This is a genomic window from Janthinobacterium sp. LM6, from assembly GCF_002002885.1.
Taxonomy (GTDB): Bacteria; Pseudomonadota; Gammaproteobacteria; order Burkholderiales; family Burkholderiaceae_D; genus Janthinobacterium; species Janthinobacterium kumbetense.
On record NZ_CP019510.1, the window covers coordinates 1,756,330 to 1,769,998 of the forward strand.

13 protein-coding genes are annotated in these 13,669 nt (G+C 67.1%); 6 read left to right on the forward strand and 7 right to left on the reverse strand.

Features of this window, described 5'->3' with window-relative positions; genetic code table 11:
* Positions 1-135: 135 nt before the first annotated feature.
* The gene (locus BZG29_RS07770; RefSeq protein ID WP_077400802.1) at positions 136-954 is read right to left on the reverse strand and encodes a class III extradiol ring-cleavage dioxygenase; all 819 of its coding nucleotides are present in this window, start codon (positions 952-954) and stop codon (positions 136-138) included.
* A 112-nt stretch (positions 955-1,066) separates the two neighbouring features.
* Here BZG29_RS07770 and BZG29_RS07775 point away from each other — a divergent pair, with 112 nt between their 5' ends.
* On the forward strand, positions 1,067-1,957 hold the full coding sequence (locus BZG29_RS07775; protein ID WP_077400805.1) for a LysR family transcriptional regulator: 891 nt from the start codon (positions 1,067-1,069) through the stop codon (positions 1,955-1,957).
* On the opposite strand, the gene BZG29_RS07780 is transcribed toward BZG29_RS07775, so the two are convergent.
* Both BZG29_RS07780 and BZG29_RS07785 read right to left on the reverse strand, forming a co-directional pair.
* On the reverse strand, positions 1,958-2,842 hold the full coding sequence (locus tag BZG29_RS07780) for a hypothetical protein (protein ID WP_077400808.1): 885 nt from the start codon (positions 2,840-2,842) through the stop codon (positions 1,958-1,960).
* Positions 2,839-5,127 (reverse strand): M1 family metallopeptidase, encoded by a 2,289-nt coding sequence (locus BZG29_RS07785; protein ID WP_216350357.1) that lies wholly within the window; start codon positions 5,125-5,127, stop codon positions 2,839-2,841. The genes BZG29_RS07780 and BZG29_RS07785 overlap by 4 nt, the downstream gene beginning before the upstream one ends.
* Before the next feature lie 245 nt (positions 5,128-5,372).
* Between BZG29_RS07785 and BZG29_RS07790 the strand changes: the two genes are divergently transcribed.
* The 5 genes from BZG29_RS07790 to BZG29_RS07810 all read left to right on the forward strand — a co-directional run bounded on the left by BZG29_RS07790 (position 5,373) and on the right by BZG29_RS07810 (position 9,471).
* Positions 5,373-6,908: a TonB-dependent receptor gene (locus tag BZG29_RS07790; RefSeq protein WP_077400814.1), complete on the forward strand. Its 1,536-nt coding sequence runs from the start codon at positions 5,373-5,375 to the stop codon at positions 6,906-6,908.
* A gap of 146 nt (positions 6,909-7,054) precedes the next feature.
* Positions 7,055-7,726 (forward strand): thiol:disulfide interchange protein DsbA/DsbL, encoded by a 672-nt coding sequence (locus BZG29_RS07795; RefSeq protein ID WP_077400817.1) that lies wholly within the window; start codon positions 7,055-7,057, stop codon positions 7,724-7,726.
* 14 nt (positions 7,727-7,740) lie between these two features.
* Positions 7,741-7,965 carry a hypothetical protein gene (locus BZG29_RS07800; protein WP_077400820.1) on the forward strand — a complete coding sequence of 75 codons (225 nt, stop codon included), beginning with the start codon at positions 7,741-7,743 and terminating at the stop codon, positions 7,963-7,965.
* Between the two features lie 79 nt (positions 7,966-8,044).
* Positions 8,045-8,791 carry an SDR family oxidoreductase gene (locus BZG29_RS07805; RefSeq protein ID WP_077400823.1) on the forward strand — a complete coding sequence of 249 codons (747 nt, stop codon included), beginning with the start codon at positions 8,045-8,047 and terminating at the stop codon, positions 8,789-8,791.
* A gap of 143 nt (positions 8,792-8,934) precedes the next feature.
* Positions 8,935-9,471, forward strand: coding sequence for an ester cyclase (locus BZG29_RS07810; protein ID WP_077400826.1), 537 nt, complete (start codon positions 8,935-8,937; stop codon positions 9,469-9,471).
* Between the two features lie 9 nt (positions 9,472-9,480).
* Here BZG29_RS07810 and BZG29_RS07815 read toward each other — a convergent pair whose 3' ends face one another.
* The 4 genes from BZG29_RS07815 to BZG29_RS07830 are packed head-to-tail and all read right to left on the reverse strand — an operon-like array spanning position 9,481 to position 13,664.
* A complete protein-coding gene (locus tag BZG29_RS07815; protein ID WP_077400829.1) occupies positions 9,481-10,392 on the reverse strand; it encodes a LysR substrate-binding domain-containing protein in 912 nt (303 codons plus the stop codon).
* On the reverse strand, positions 10,389-11,291 hold the full coding sequence (locus tag BZG29_RS07820; RefSeq protein ID WP_077400832.1) for an efflux RND transporter periplasmic adaptor subunit: 903 nt from the start codon (positions 11,289-11,291) through the stop codon (positions 10,389-10,391). The genes BZG29_RS07815 and BZG29_RS07820 overlap by 4 nt, the downstream gene beginning before the upstream one ends.
* 38 nt (positions 11,292-11,329) lie before the next feature.
* A complete protein-coding gene (locus BZG29_RS07825) occupies positions 11,330-11,530 on the reverse strand; it encodes a DUF1656 domain-containing protein (protein ID WP_070224633.1) in 201 nt (66 codons plus the stop codon).
* Entirely contained in the window at positions 11,520-13,664 is a 2,145-nt protein-coding gene (locus tag BZG29_RS07830) for an FUSC family protein (protein ID WP_253192818.1), read from the reverse strand. Before BZG29_RS07830 ends, BZG29_RS07825 begins: the two co-directional genes overlap by 11 nt.
* Positions 13,665-13,669 lie beyond the last annotated feature (5 nt).

The window sequence follows — 13,669 nt, forward strand, 5'->3', positions numbered from 1 at the left end:
GGTGACGGTGACGCTGAACCAGCCGTTTGCGGTGTTGAGGGACTCGGCGTCCCCGTCTGACCCCGGCTTCCGGCGTCTCCGTCTGACCCCAGCTCTTACAAAAAGCGCCTCGACATTGCTGTCGTGGCGCTTTTTTTATGCGGCTGTGCCGTCCCCGAACCTGAAACTGGTCACCGCCAGCGCGCCAAAGAAATCCTCCTCGTGGTACGCCACGTGCGCCGCTTCCTGCTCGGCTGCACCGAGCGCCACCATCAGCGGCAGCAGATGGTCTTCCTGCGGATGGGCCTGGCGCGCGCCCGGCGCCTGGTCCCAGGCCAGCAATTGTTCCAGACGCTGTTGCGGCGGCAGGGCCATCGTCTGGCGCAGCCAGGCGTCGAACTGGTGCGAGGCGACGGCGCCCGCCTGGCCGAACTGGCGCAGGTTGTGATAACTGAGGCCGCTGCCGAGTATCAGCACGCCTTGCCGGCGCAGGCTGGCCAGCGCCCGGCCCACCTCGACGTGCGTAAGCGGGTCGTAGCCGTGTTTCAGCGACAGCTGCACCAGCGGCATGTCCGCCTGCGGGTAGATGGGGAACAGGGCGCTGAAGGTGCCGTGGTCGAAACCCCGCTCGTGGTCCAGGCGCGCCGGATGGCCGGCCGCGTCGAGCAGCTGTTTGATTTGCTCCGCCAGTTCCGGCGCGCCCGGCGCCGGGTACTGGATCTGATACGTATGCGGCGGAAAGCCCGAATAGTCGTAGATCATGCCCGGCCGGGGGCTGGCCGAGACGAGGAATTGCGGCCCTTCCCAGTGCGCCGTGACGACCAGCACGGCCTTGGGACGCGCGCCGACCTGGCGCGGAATATCCTGCAGCGATGCTTCCAGCACGTCGTAGCGGCCGCCGAACTGGTCTTTCATGAACGGCCACGGGCCGCCGCCGTGCGACAGGAAGTACGTGGGGAAGGTGTGCTCTTGCATGGCGGCTCCGGAGTGGAATGACTGATGCTATCGATGATAGTCATGTGCGGTCAGTTGATCAAGATCGCAATTATTGATATATCATTTCCAATTTGTTGATGATTGGAGCGTCATGGATACCTTGCGCAGCATGCGCGTGTTTCGCGCCGTGGTGGAGCTCGACAGTTTTGTGCGCGCCAGCGAGCGGCTGGATCTGTCGCCGGCCATGGTCAGCAAGCATGTGATGCACCTGGAGCGCCACCTGGGCGCGCGTTTGCTGAACCGCAGCAGCCGCCACCTGAGCTTGACGGAAATCGGCAAGGTGTATTTCGAACAGTGTCGCGACATGCTCGACAATCTCGACGAGGTGGAAGCGACCGTCGGCCGCACGACGGTAGTGCCGCGCGGCATGCTGCGCCTGAGCGCGCCCGTCTGGTTCGCCAACGCCATCTTTACGCGCACTCTGGCCGCCTACCGCGAGCGCTTTCCGGAAGTGACCTTCGACATCGACCTCAGCGGCCGCGTGGTGAACCTGGTGGAAGAGGGCTTCGACCTGGCATTGCGCGTCAGCCAGGCGCCGTCGCCGACCCTGATCGCGCGGCCCATCGGCAGCATCGCCTTTCACCTGGTGGCCGCGCCCGCCTACCTGGCGCGCGCGGGCCACCCGCAAACGCCGCAAGACCTGGCGCAACACGCCATGATCAGCTATTCCTTGTTGGCGAACGGAAATGAACTGGCTTTCGACGGGGCGCAGGGGCGCGAGACGGTGAAGTTTTCGCCCGTGTTGCAATGCAATAACGAAAGCCTGCTGCACGCGGCCGCGCTCGACGGCATGGGCATCGCGCTGCTGCCGTCGTGGCAGACGGATGCGGACCTGGCGGCGGGGCGCCTGGTGCGCCTCTTCGACGATTTCAAGCTGGCGGGCGGCAAGGTGTACGCCGTCTACACGAGCCGCCGCTACCTGTCGTCGAAAGTGCGCACCTTCATCGATTTCCTGGCCGATGAAGGGCGCCTGGGGGCTTGATTACGTGAGCGAGCGTTTGACGTCGATCAAGGCGAACAGGCGCGCGCTGCGCATCCACGCCAGCACCAGCACCGCCAGCTGCGTCGCCAGGAAGCCGGCCACGAGGGCCAGCGCGCCCGGGGCGGCCAGGTTCAGCCGGGCCACGCCCAGCAGCGCATACAGGACCAGTCCCAGCACGGTGATGACGAGGTAGATGGCCAGGCTGGCCAGCGGACGCCGGCGCAGCATGCCGAGGCCCCGCCACCAGGCCTTGACGGCCGACGTGCGGCGACGGTCGACGGCCAGCGCCGCGCGGCCCGCGTCGAGCGTGGCGCAGGCCAGCAGGAACAGCACGCCCGTGAGCAGCAAGGCCAGGTGGCGGGCCAGGTCGGCGTCCGCTTCCAGGATGGCCTTGGCCGCGTGCTTGTCGGCCAGTTTCAGCGCGCCGGCGCCGATCGCCAGCGCCACGCCCAGCGGCACGATGCTCCACAGCAGCATGCGCAGCATGCGGCCGTATTCGCCGAAGGCGCCCGTCAGCAGGGGGCCGAAGCCCAGCGCCGCAGGCGCGCGCGCGGCCGTCACCACCAGGCCGCTCAGCAGCGGCGACAGCAGCAGGACCAGGATGGCGCCGGTGATGGCGGCCTGGTTGATGGCGGCGCCGTTGCGTCCCGTATTGGCCACCAGGTCGGCCAGGGTCATCAGGTCAAGCTTGTGCGCCAGGGCCGCCGCATGCGCGGCGTTATCGAGGCTGGCGCCCAGGGTGCGCCACAGGGGAATGACGGCAAGGATGGCGGGGATCAGCAGCAGGCCCGCCCACAGCAGCAGCAAGCGCCATTGCAGGGCGGCGCGGCTGGCGCGCGTGGTCAGGGTCAGGCCGCTGGCCCGTGTCGTGGAAGTGGCGCTCATACGATGGCAATCAGGGAAAGGAGGTATTGGAAGGCGGCGGCAAGGTCGAAGCTCCAGCGCCGCGCGGCCGAGGTGTCGGCTTTCAGGGTGCGGCTGTCATCGAGCTTGTTGACGTCGAGGTAGTGCACGCGGTCGGGATCGAGTTCGGCCGAAACGGCCTTCACGGGCTTGCTCCAGGTGTAGCGCTGCCACAGCTGCTCGTTATCCCACACCACGCGTTCGGAGCTGCCGTCGGCGAATTTCACCAGCAGCACCTGCGGCACGGGCGCGCCGCGGCGGCGCAAGACCACGCTGGTGAGATAAGGATACGGGCCCGTGCCGGGTTTGGCGTCAGGATGCGCCTTGTCCCACGCCTCGCGCACCTTTTCCTCCTCTTTTTCCAGCGCTTCGGCCGTATGTTCCACGCGCTTGCCGTTCACCACCGCCATGCCGGCCAGCGGCGTCTGTTCTTCGCTGGTGAAGGTGCCGATGCGGTCGTCGATATTCGCGCTGGCATAGACTTGCTGCGCGAAGACCTGTTCCACGATGCGGCGCTGGCCCGTCGCCTCGGCCAGCGTTTCGCGCAGGTCGGCCACGCTCGGATGGCGGAATTTCCACTGTTCGTAATAGGCCTTGAAGCCCCGTTCCATGGCGTCGCTGCCGATGCGCGCTTCCAGGTCGCGCATGGTGATGGCCGTGCGGCTGTAGACGGGGCCCACGCCCTGCAGGCGGTTCCACGCGTTCTGGCCCAGCGGGTCGGCCGCATCCTGGCGCGGTGCGGCCATGCGCTCGAATTCGAAGACCTTGAAGACGGGATCGAAGCCCAGGCGCTTGAGCAGGGGCGTGGTGGCGTGGATGTCCTGGCCGCGCGCGCGCAGCATGCGCTGATCCCAGTATTCGTTCAAGCCTTCGTCGAGGAGGGGTTCCTCGAACTCGTTCGACGCCAGGATGCCGTAGAAATAACCATGGCCGAATTCATGGATGGTGACGAAATCGAGGCCGAATTCGGGGATGGTCTTCGGCTGCAGGTTGGCGTAGCTCGAGGCCGTGATGAAGGTCGGGTATTCCATGCCGCCCGCTTCGGCCGCGTTAAACGGCGGAATCACCACCGTCAGGGTCTTGTACGGATACGGGCCCAGGGTGCGCGAGAAATACGTGAGCGAATCCTTCGCCGCCTGCAGCGCGGGCGCCGCATTCGACGCATATTCGGGCGGGTACAGCACCTTGATGGCCACCGGCGGGCTGCCCGGACCGCTCCAGCTGCCCGTCAACGGCTGCGCGCTGCGCTTGTCGGCCGTCCAGGCGAAATCGTGCACGTCGCCCTGCACATAGTGATGCGTGAGCATGCCGTTCTTTTCCTGCGGCGCGCCCTGCAGTTCACCCGTGGCGCCCACCGTGTACTCCTTGGGCACGGTCAGCTTTACGTCGTAGTGGCCGAAATCGGCGTAGAACTCCGAATTGAGGTGGAATTCATGCGCGTTCCAGCGCGGCGCAGTGGCGCCCCGTTCGCCGGGCAATTCCAGCACGGCGATCTTGGGGAACCACTGGCCCACCAGGTGGAAGCTGCCGAAATAGCCGGTGCGCGCGATGACGCGCGGCAGCTGGTCGAAGAAGCGGATGTCGAGCGTCGTCTCGGCGCCCGGCGCGACGGCCTGCGGCAAGTCGACGCGCACGACCGTGCGGTCGGTGGCCGGGCCGTTGTCGGGCTGGACGAAATGCCAGGGCGCCTTGGCGCCGTTCTGCGTCATGCTGCGCAGTTCGATGTAGCCCCACTCGCCGTCGCGCGTGTCGACGCCCGAGCGGAAGCCCGTGTCGAGCTTGCGCTTTTCGGTGAAGAAGGTCGAATGCTCGCCTTCGAAGGCATTCAGGTACAGGTGCAGGTACACGCTGCTGACGGCTTGCGCGCTGCGGTTGCGCCAGCGCAGTTTCTGCTGGCCGTCTATCGTGTGCTTGACGGGATCGAGCGTCGCTTCGATCTGGTAATCGACGACGCGATCCGACAGGGTCGCTTGCGCGCCCGTGCGCGCACCGCCCCAGGCATTGCTGGCGCTGGGCGTGCTGACGGCCGACGCATGCGGCGACGCCAGGGCGATGCCGTCGGCGGACGGCGCCAGCGGCGTGGGCGCGCCGGCCGGCTTGCCTAGGCCCGGCTGGGCGAACAGGTCGGCCTGCAAAGCAAGGCCGGCCAGCAGCATGGCGGTGATGGAAAGGGCTTTGAGCTTGCCCGAGATGGGGAAAAAACCAATGCTGCGGCGCGTGCCGCGGGGACTTGGCGGCCCCCGGCGCGTTGTGCTACGACTTTCCATGCGTGACTCCCACAGTGACTTCTTATTGTTGATTTTTAAATGCAGTCGGTTGCGCCCAGGATCGCCGGGCGCACCTTAATATACCTACAAAAATGCCAAATCACCAATAAAATATTGGTATAAGGAAAGTACCGCCGGGCTGGCGCTTGCGGCGCCGTGCGCCGTGCGTATAATGATTCGCTTTTGCCATCCCTCCGTTCCACCAGCGCGCGTCCGCGCCGCGGTGACGCCTCAAGCCTGCCGCCATGATGCCTGCCCCTCCCGTCCTGACCATCGCCACGCGCGCCTTGCTGCTGTGCGCTCTGGCCATGCCGGCGTGCGCGCAGGAAGGCGTGGCTGCAAGCGCGGCCGGCGTCACGCATGGCGACGTGTCCGCCGAGCTGGCGCAGGGCGGCCAGCACAGCGTGCGCGGCGCCCTGTCGCGCGAACAGGGCGGCATGACGCTCGATGTGGCCATCGATGGGCTGCGCAATGGCAATTACCGCGATGGCAGCGTGTTTCACCAGCGCGGCTTCAACGGCGGCGCGGAATGGAAGGCGCGCCAGGGCCGCTTCGGCTTCAGCGCCGACCAGCTGAAGCAGGACACCCGCTATCCCGCGCCCGAGGCGCCGTTCCTGGCCTTGCTGGCGGCCCGCCCGGAAGACCTGTACCGCTATGAGGTGCGGCGCGCCAGCGCCTTCGTGCAGCGTTATGTGGGCAGTTTCGAGCTGGGCGTGGAACTGTCGCAGCGGGAAAAGCGCGCCACGGCCCACTATGCGGGCGAGGACGGCAGCAGCGAATCGAGGTACAGCAGCCGCCGCCGGCAGCTGGCGCCCCGCCTGCGCCATTACGGCAAGGTGGGCGGCGTGGGCACGGATACGGAAGTGGGCCTGGACCTGATGCAGTGGCAGCGGCGCTCGGACCGCGATGGCGATGGACAGCGCCGCCAGTATTCGCGCGCGCTGCTGCTGCGCGAAGAGCTGGCCTTCGGCGGCGCGTATGCGCCGCGCCTGCTGCTGGGGCTGCGGCATGAACAGTTCCAGCTCGATCCGGCCGACTTGCCCGCCGGCGGCAGCGACTGGGAAAACCAGAATGCCTGGGACGTGCAGGGCAGCCTGCAATTGCGCCCGCAACTGAGCGTCTACGCCAAGGCCGCGCGCAGCTACCGCATCGACGACGATGGCTATACCCGCGCCGGCTACCGCCCCCTGGCGGGCCAGTTGCGGCGCGAAATGGAAGTGGGCGCCACCTTTGGCGACGCGGCGCGCAGCGCTTCCGTGCGCGTATTCAGCGAGCGCCTGAGCAACCAGATCGTCTTCGACCAGAGCCTGGGCCAGCTGGGCTTTGCGGGCAACCTCGACCCCTCGCGCCGCGACGGCATCGCCATCGAGGCCGGCATGGCGCTGGCGCGCGACTGGCGCATCGACGGGCAATTGCGGCAAGTGCATGCACGCTACGACGATTATGCCTATGACGGCCCGGACATCGCCCTCGTGCCGAAAACCCTGGCCAGCCTGCGCCTGTACTGGACGGGACAGGGCGGCGCCAGTGCCGACGTCGGCGTGCAATGGCTGCGCGCGCTGCGCTATGGCCCCGATTTCGCCAACAGCTGCCTGGCGCAGGTGCCTGCATTTGCCACCGTGGACGGGCGCTACGCGCGCAAGCTGGGCGCCTGGGAGCTGGAACTGGCCGGCAGCAACCTGGCCAACCGCCGCCATTACGGCGATGCGCCCGGCTGCCGTTCCAGCATTTACCTCAACGATGCGCGCCAGCTGCGCGTGTCGGCGCGCTACCATTTTTGAGGCGCGGGCGCAGCGGGGCTTAAATACGGCTTAAGCTGGCGCAAACCGGGGCGATAAACACGGATTTTTTCCGCCCGGGCCTCATCGCCCGGCGCAAAAAGTGGTAATCTCGCCCCGTTCACGACCACTTATGATGAAGGATTATTATGCGTTTTCTGCGTTTCTTGCGTCCCCTGCTTGCCGCCGTCACCCTGGTGGCTGCCACCGGCGGCGCCATGGCGGCCGATACCGGCTTTACCACGCTCCCGACGCCAGTGCGCACGGACACGGGCAAGAAGGTGGAAGTGGTGGAGTACTTCATGTATTCCTGCCCGCATTGCTACGCGCTCGACCCGCTGATGCACGACTGGGTCAAGAAGCAGGGCGACAAGATCGCCTTCCGCCGCATCCACCTGGCCTTCAATGGCCCGAAAGATCCGCAGGCGCACGCCTACGCCACCCTGGAAGCGATGGGCCAGCTGGACCAGTTCCACGACAAGATCTTCCGCGCCATCCACGTCGAGCGCAACCGCCTGAACCGCGATGACGCCATCCTCGAGCTGCTGGTGAAGAACGGCATCGACAAGGCGAAATACCTGGACATGTTCAATTCCTTCGGCGTGCAGACCAAGCTGAAACGCAATGAGCAGCTGATCACCGCCAGCAAGATCGACAGCGCGCCGACCATCGTCATCGATGGCCGCTTCGTGACGTCGCCGGCGCAATTGTCGCGTCCGGGGCAGTCCGAGCCGCAGACCCAGACAGCGACCCTGCGCGTGATGGATGAACTGGTGGCGCGCGTGCTGAAAGAGCGCGCTCCCGCGCCAGCGAAGAAGTAATACGGGAGAACGTCATGAAACAGCTGCCCTGGACCCTGTGCGCGCTGGCCCTCGCCCTCGTGGCGTGGCTGGCGATTGCCGTCGTCAGCGTGGAAAACCAGCGCAATGCGCTGGCCACCAAGGCGTGCGTGGACCCCGCGTTCAAGAACGAGGTCGACGCGAAATGCCTGGCGTCCGTGCAGTCGCGCGAGCACTGGTGGCAGCATCTAGGCTATGCCATGACGCATTTCAGGCCTTAGCCGAATGCTTGAAAAACCCGCCGCGCGCGGGTTTTTTTTCGGCCGCGTATGATGCTGCCATAACCATCCTGGAGGAACGATGAAGGAAGTGATCCTGATTACCGGCAGCAGCCGCGGCATCGGCGCGGCGACGGCGCTGCTGGCGGCGCGCCAGGGCTATGCCGTTTGCGTCAACTATGTGCGCGATGCGCAGGCGGCCGAGGCGCTGTGCGCGCGCATCGTGGCCGAGGGCGGCGAAGCGATTGCCGTGCAGGCTGACGTCAGCGATGAAGCGGACGTGCAGCGTTTGTTTGGCGAAGTCGATGCGCGCCTGGGCACGCTCACGGCGCTGGTCAACAATGTGGGCGTGCTGGAGCAGAAATGCCGGCTGGCCGACATTTCCGTGCAGCGCCTCGAACGCGTGCTGCGCACCAACGTGATCAGCTATTTCCTGTGCTGCCAGCAAGCCGTGCGGCGCATGTCGACGGCCAACGGCGGGCAGGGCGGGCGCATCGTGAACGTCTCGTCGGCAGCCGCGCGCCTCGGTTCCCCGGGCGAATACATCGATTACGCGGCCTCGAAAGGCGCCGTCGATACCCTGACCCTCGGGCTGGCGAAGGAAGTGGCGGCCGAGGGCATCCGCGTCAACGGCGTGCGCCCCGGCATCATCTATACGGACATCCACGCGTCGGGCGGCGAAGCGGGACGGGTGGCGCGCCTGGCGTCCGGCGTGCCCATGCAGCGGGGCGGCCAGCCGGAAGAAATCGCCGACGCCATCCTGTACCTGCTGGGGCCGGGCGCCACGTATGTGACGGGCAGCATCCTCGACGTGGCGGGAGGACGCTGATTTTCAGCGCATTTTCAACGCATTTTCAACTACTGCAAGCAAGTGATTGAAGCGCGGGGCCAATTATCAAATAGGGCAAGCGAGTTCAGAATGGCGGGGTGCCCTATGCAGCAGGCACGCCGATCAACCCACCTGGATTCATTATGCCCGCACCTGTTCTTGCCCCCGCCATCCTGGCCCTTTCTCTGCTGGCCGCCGCGCCCGCCCAATCCGCCACGCTCCTGCCCATGCCGGCCCACCTGGCCGGCGCCGCCGCCACCGACAAGGTGGTGCTGGCCGCGCGCCGCTACGCCGCGTTCTGGCAAAGCGGCGATCCGGCCCTGGCGCGCCAGGCGCTGGCCGACGATTTTATTGACCGCAGCTTGCCCGCCGGCCGTCCGCAGGGATTGGCTGGTCCGCTGCAGGCATCGCAAGTGTTCCACGCGGCCGTGCCGGATCTGCAGGTGGCCATCGAGGACATGCTGGTGGCGGGCGACCGTGTCACCTTGCGCCTGCATTTCACGGGCCGCTTCACGGGCGTCTTCCCCACGCCGCAGGGGCCCTTGCAGGGGCAGGGCCAGGCCATCGACTTTTACGCGTTCGATTTGTACCGGGTGAATGCGCAGGGGCGCATCAGCGACAACTGGCACCTGGAAGACAACCTGACCCTGCTGCGCCAGTTGGGCGTGCTGCCGCAGTAAGGGCGGACGTCAGGCTTGCAGCGCGGCGAACTGCTGCAGCAGGAAGTCGGCCAGCAGGGCCACGCGCGGCGGCTGGAAGCGGCTGCGCCGGTACAGCAGGTGCAAGGGGACGCTGTCGGCAAAATATTCGTCGAGCACCGTCTGCAAGCGCCCCGCGCGCAGGTCGTCGCCGATGTCGAGCAGGGATTTGTAGGCATAGCCATGGCCGGCCACGGCCCAGCGGCGGATGATTTCGCCGTCGTTGCTGTGCCAGGCGCCTTGCGGGCGCAGGCTGTGGCGCTTGCCGTCTTCGCGGTAGCGCCACTCCTGCGGCGCGCCGTCGCCCGCCGTCAGCACGAGGGCGGGCAGCGACGCCAGGTCGCGCGGCGTGGCCGGCACGCCCACTTTGGCGGCCAGCGCGGGCGCCACGCACACGACGCGCCGGCCCGGGTGCAGCAGGCGCGCCACCATGTCGCTGTCGGGCAGCTCGCCGTAGCGGATGGCCAGGTCGATATCGTCCTGCACCAGGTTGGCCGTGGCATCCGTCAGGGTCAGCGCATGGCGCACCTGCGGGTGCAGCGCGGCAAAGCGGTCGAGCATGGGCAGCAGCAGCTGGCGGCCGATGTCGGACGGCGCCGAGATGCGCACCAGGCCGCGCACGGCGCCGCCGCCCGCATGCAAGCCGTCTTCGGCCTGCGCCAGCAAGTCGAGCGCCTGTTCGCTGTACTGGCGGTAGTGCAAACCCTCTTCCGTCAGGCGCAGCTGGCGCGTGGTGCGTTCGAACAGGGTGACGCCCAGCGCCGTTTCCAGGCGCGCGATGGCGGCGCTGGCGGCGGCCGGCGACAGGCCGTGCTTGCGGCCGGCCGCGGAAAAGCTGCCCAGCGCCGCGGCGTCGAGGAACAGGGCGATTTCCGCCAGGCGTCCGGCGCCGCCGCGGCTCATGCCGGGTGCGCGGCCGCTGGCTTCGGTGCCGAATGCGGCGCCGAGTGGGGCGTGATCACCACGGTGCAGGTGGTGCCGGCCACCAGGACCTGATTCTTGTCTTGTTCATCTATGTGGATGCGCACGGGCACGCGCTGCGCCAGGCGTACCCAGTTGAAGGTGGGATTGACATCGGCCAGCAATTCGCGGCCCGTGGCGGCGTCGCGGTCGGTGATGCCGCGCGCGATGCTCTCGATGTGGCCATGCAGGGTGCCGCCGCTCATCAGGTTCATTTCCGCCTTGTCGTCCTGCGCCAGCATGCCCAGCTTGGTCTCTTCGAAGTAGCCGACGACGTAGTACGAGGCGCTGTCGATGACGGCCAGCTTGGGGGCGCCGACGGCGGCGAAATCGCCCTTGTGCACGTTCAGGTTGGTCACGTAGCCGCTGACGGGGGCGCGCACGGTGGTGCGTTCCAGGTTCAGTTGCGCCAGCGCGCGCGCGGCCACGGCGGCCTGCACCTGCGACGAGGCCGAGCTGGCGGCAAAGGCGGCGCTTTCGCGGCTTTCCGTCGAGATGATGCTGGCGTCCAGATTGGCGCGGCGCTGTGCTTCCTTGCCGCGGCGTCCCATTTCCGTCTTTTGCGCGGCCAGCACGGCGTCGGCCTGCGCCAGCGCGCTCGTGTAGCGTTCCTTGTCGACGACGAACAGCACGTCGCCCTTCTGCACCACCTGGTTGTCGCGCACCAGCACGTCCGTGACGGTGCCGGCCACGTCGGCGCTGATGTTGACGATGTCGGCCTTGATGCGGCCGTCGCGCGTCCACGGCGACTCCATGTAGCGGTTCCAGACGGTCTTGCCTATCCACAGGGCTGCGGCCAATAGCAGCAGGGTGATTGCATAGCGGGTCAGTTTGCTTACCATGTCGGCAGCCTTTCCTTGATTGGGTTGAACAGTTTTTTTTATTTGTAAAGCGATAAGGCCAGCGCGCCGAAGATGGCGATGAAGATGCACAGCCGCGCCAGCGACGGGTGCCACACCATGCGGTACACGCCCAGCCAGCCCAGCACGCGGTCGAGCAGGGTTTGCAGGCCGATGCTGAGGATGAACAGGGGCAGCAGGGTAGGAATCAATATTCCGAACAGGGCGAATTCACGCGGCATGGTGGTCTCCGGCGCCAGGCGCCATGTGGTCGAGTAAAGAGGTGTAGATCGAATGCAGGTCGGCCAGCGCCGTCTGCAGGCGCGCACTGCGCTCGGGCGTGACGCCGGCTTCGTTCTGCGCCGCGCGCACCACGGCGCCCGCCTGCAGGGTGGCCGCCAGCGCCGCCTGCAGTGCCGTGTCGCCGCGCGTGCGCAGCCAGGCGGCGATGTGGTCCACGCACTGCTGCAGCGCGTGGCGCGTGGCGCCCGGCCGGGCAGTCGCGATCAGTTCGCGCAATTCGATCACCGAGTGGCCGATTTCCAGCAGGGTCAAGGCCTGGCGCACGACGGCGCGCGTCGCCTCGCCCGGCGCCGGGCCGGCCGCCGCATTGAGTTGGCTGAGCAAGTCGCGCACGCGGTTGTCGAAACGGTGTTTCACGCGTCGCGCCGGGGCCGTGCACGCATGCAGCGCTTCGCGCCACAGGGCGCGGCCGATATGGTCCTTGTGGCCCATCGTGTGTTCGGGCAGCAGCACGGCAAACACGAGGGCGGCCAGCATCAGGCCGACGATCAGCGCCATGCCCGTGTTGAGGAAGGCGGCACCGTCGACATGCATCAGATTCGTCGGCGCCATCTGCGTGATGAAGGTCGACACGCCCAGGCCCACGCCCAGCTTGGCGGGATTCGTCATCAGATACAGGCCCACGGCCAGGAAGGGCGCAAAACTGAGCACGAGCATGGGGAAGCCGTCGCCGTGCACCAGCACGAAGTACACGCAGACGAGCGACAGCGGCATGGCGATCAAAAAGCCCGCCAGCACCTGGCGGATCATCAGGATGGGGCGCGGCGAGGACGAGGCCAGCGCGCAGAACACGGCCGCCATCAGCATCGCCGTGCTGGCGTAGGGCCAGGCGAGGAAGTAGGCGCCCAGCGCCAGCAGGGCCAGGCTGATGCCGGCGCGCGCGCCGCTGGCGATCACCAGCGCGGGCGGGGTCTTCGGCGCATACGCCTGCGGCGTGCTCACTTCCAGCGGCGTGTCGTGCGCCAGGCTGAAATACACTTCGTGAAAGCGGCTCATGTCGCGCGCGAAGCGCTCGAGCAGCTCGCACACGGTGTCGAAATCGATGCGCTGCGCATGCGCGATGGGGGCGCCGTCGATGTCCGCGCGGGCCTGCGCCAGCGCCGTTTGCAGGTGCTGCTGCATGGTGTCGAGCGAGTCTTGCGACGGCGTCGTTTGCAGCGCTTCGGCGACGATGGCGTACAGGGGCGCGCAAGCCTGCATGACTTGCGTCTCGTCGTCGCGCTGCAGGCGGTCGAACAGGCGGTGGAAGGTATAGAAGGTGGTCAGCGCCGTCATGAAGGTGGCGTTGAAGGCGTGCAGCTTGCGGTTTTGCGCGCGCACGTGGCTCACTTTGCTGGTGACTTCGAACAGGGCGGCCGAGCGGCCCAGTTCCAGCGCCGCCACGTCGGCGGCAAACTGCAGATGCGTCAGTTCCACCTGCGCCGGCGTGAGTTTTTGCTGCAGCACGTCCTGGCAAAAGGAGAGGAATTTGCCGTAGCGCGCTTGCACCGTGCGCATCACCTGCGTGCCCTGGTGGCGCGGCAGCAGCACGCTGGACACGGCGGCCGAGCAGATGATGCCCAGGCCCACTTCGGCCACGCGCGTGACGGCCAGCGCGAACACCTGCATCGGCTGCTCGATGGCGGGCAGCACGATCATGCAGGCCGTGTAGCCGGCCAGCACGTACACGTAGGACTGGGCGTTGCGGTGCAGGGCCGAGCCGCTCGTGCACAGTCCCACCCACAGGGCCAGGCCGGCGAACAGCAGCACGGGCTGCTGCGGGAACAGGCCGATCAGGGTCAGCGCGGCCGTGCAGCCAAGCAGGGTGCCGCACAGGCGGTAAAAGCTTTTTTCCAGCACCATGCCGCTGCTGGGCAGGGCCAGGATGATGGTGGTGGTCATCGCCGTGCTGGGCGAATCGAGGCCCAGGCGGTAGGCCAGCCACAGCGCGCAGAACGCCGCGATGAGGGTCTTGCCGACGTAGATCCAGCGCTCGCCTTCCGTCGTGCGCCAGTCCTGCAGCGCCAGCGCCAGCCAGTGGGCCGTCCGCGTCAGGGGGCCGTATGTGGGTTTTGTTGCTGTGGCTGGCGTCATCGATA

What these genes read in the sequence shown, in the direction of transcription:
- BZG29_RS07785 (WP_216350357.1), bottom strand. Translation starts at nt 5,127, where the DNA reads ATGGAAAGTCGTAGCACAACGCGCCGGGGGCCGCCAAGTCCCCGCGGC.
- BZG29_RS07770 (WP_077400802.1), bottom strand. Translation starts at nt 954, where the DNA reads ATGCAAGAGCACACCTTCCCCACGTACTTCCTGTCGCACGGCGGCGGC.
- BZG29_RS07805 (WP_077400823.1), top strand. Translation starts at nt 8,045, where the DNA reads ATGAAGGAAGTGATCCTGATTACCGGCAGCAGCCGCGGCATCGGCGCG.
- BZG29_RS07830 (WP_253192818.1), bottom strand. Translation starts at nt 13,664, where the DNA reads ATGACGCCAGCCACAGCAACAAAACCCACATACGGCCCCCTGACGCGG.
- BZG29_RS07800 (WP_077400820.1), top strand. Translation starts at nt 7,741, where the DNA reads ATGAAACAGCTGCCCTGGACCCTGTGCGCGCTGGCCCTCGCCCTCGTG.
- BZG29_RS07795 (WP_077400817.1), top strand. Translation starts at nt 7,055, where the DNA reads ATGCGTTTTCTGCGTTTCTTGCGTCCCCTGCTTGCCGCCGTCACCCTG.
- BZG29_RS07810 (WP_077400826.1), top strand. Translation starts at nt 8,935, where the DNA reads ATGCCCGCACCTGTTCTTGCCCCCGCCATCCTGGCCCTTTCTCTGCTG.
- BZG29_RS07825 (WP_070224633.1), bottom strand. Translation starts at nt 11,530, where the DNA reads ATGCCGCGTGAATTCGCCCTGTTCGGAATATTGATTCCTACCCTGCTG.
- BZG29_RS07775 (WP_077400805.1), top strand. Translation starts at nt 1,067, where the DNA reads ATGGATACCTTGCGCAGCATGCGCGTGTTTCGCGCCGTGGTGGAGCTC.
- BZG29_RS07815 (WP_077400829.1), bottom strand. Translation starts at nt 10,392, where the DNA reads ATGAGCCGCGGCGGCGCCGGACGCCTGGCGGAAATCGCCCTGTTCCTC.
- BZG29_RS07820 (WP_077400832.1), bottom strand. Translation starts at nt 11,291, where the DNA reads ATGGTAAGCAAACTGACCCGCTATGCAATCACCCTGCTGCTATTGGCC.
- BZG29_RS07780 (WP_077400808.1), bottom strand. Translation starts at nt 2,842, where the DNA reads ATGAGCGCCACTTCCACGACACGGGCCAGCGGCCTGACCCTGACCACG.
- BZG29_RS07790 (WP_077400814.1), top strand. Translation starts at nt 5,373, where the DNA reads ATGATGCCTGCCCCTCCCGTCCTGACCATCGCCACGCGCGCCTTGCTG.